Here is a 1365-nt window from a genome sequence, read left to right on the forward strand (position 1 = left end):
CGGCGGCGCGCTCCTTGAGGAGCAGGTACGTGCGCATGTTCGCGGCGGCGGACTCCCACACGCCCTGCTCGTCCTCGGTGCGCGAGGGCTTGTAGTCGAAGTGACGCGGGCCGTCGTAGGCGGGGACGCCGCCGGGGCCGCCGTTCTCGAGCAGGTCGACCAGCGCGAACGCGTTGTGCAGGTCGCCGTGGCCGAAGACGAGGTCCTGGTCGTACTTGATGCCGCGCTGGCCGTTGAGGTCGATGTGGAAGAGCTTGCCGTGGTACAGCGCCTGCGCGATGCCGGCGGCGAAGTTGAGGCCGGCCATCTGCTCGTGGCCGACCTCAGGGTTGAGGCCCACGAGCTCGGGGCGCTCGAGCGAGTCGATGAAGGCGATCGCGTGGCCGAGCGTCGGCAGCAGGATGTCGCCGCGGGGCTCGTTCGGCTTGGGCTCGATGGCGAAGCGGATGTCGTAGCCCTTGTCGGTGACGTAGTCGCCGAGGAGGTTGACGGCCTCGCGGTAGCGCTCGAGCGCCTGGCGGATGTCCTTTGCCGCGTCGTACTCGGCGCCCTCGCGGCCGCCCCACATCACGAAGGTCTTCGCGCCGAGCTCGGCGCCCAGGTCGAGCTGGCGGAAGACCTTGCGGAGCGCGTAGCGGCGCACGTCGCGATCGTTCGCGGTGAAGCCGCCGTCCTTGAAGACCGGCGCCGAGAAGAGGTTGGTGGTGACCATCGGCACGATGAGGCCGGTGTCGTCGAGGGCGCCCTTGAGGCGGTCGATCTGCGTCTGGCGCTCGGCATCGGTCGAGCCGAACGCGAAGAGGTCGTCGTCGTGGAAGGTGAGGCCGTAGGCGCCGAGCTCGGCGAGCTTCTCGACCACGTGCACGACGTCGAGCGGATGCCGCGTGGGGCCGCCGAACGGGTCGGTGCCGTTGTAGCCGACCGTCCAGAGGCCGAAGGAGAACTTGTCGTCGCGGGTGGGCGCGCTGGCCATGGGTGATCCGCCTTTCAGCGTCATCGATGATTTGTTGGCAGGTACAACATAAGGCCGCGCCGCGGTCGACGCAAGTCGGCAGCGCCCGGCGAGCCATTTGTTCGCAAATCCCACAAACCACTTGCGTGGCGCGTCGGCGTGTGCGTAGAGTCCCCGACGAAGCAATCGAAACGTTTAGACGATGGAGTCCGGCATGGCGAAGATCCACGAGGTGGCGAAGGCCGCCGGCGTGTCGATCAGCACCGTGTCGTACGCGCTGAGCGGCAAGCGCACGATCTCGGCCGAGACCCGCCGGCGCATCGAGCTGGCCGTGCGCGAGCTCGACTACCGGCCCAACGCCGGGGCCCGCATGCTCGCCGGGCGCCGCACCAACATCTTCGCGGTGACCGAGC

Annotated in this window: 2 protein-coding genes; one reads left to right on the plus strand and one right to left on the minus strand. The window is 68.7% G+C overall.

The annotated features are described in order from the left end of the window. The coding region (gene xylA / locus GH736_RS23010) for a xylose isomerase (RefSeq protein ID WP_159607346.1) at positions 1 to 973 on the minus strand (973 nt) is incomplete at its 3' end. Positions 974 to 1166: 193 nt separating this feature from the next. Here xylA and GH736_RS23015 point away from each other — a divergent pair. Beyond that, positions 1167 to 1365, plus strand: a 199-nt coding sequence (locus tag GH736_RS23015) for a LacI family DNA-binding transcriptional regulator (RefSeq protein ID WP_159607348.1), incomplete at its 3' end; no start/stop codon positions are given.

Source organism: Agromyces humi, from assembly GCF_009720255.1.
Lineage (GTDB): Bacteria > Actinomycetota > Actinomycetes > Actinomycetales > Microbacteriaceae > Agromyces > Agromyces humi.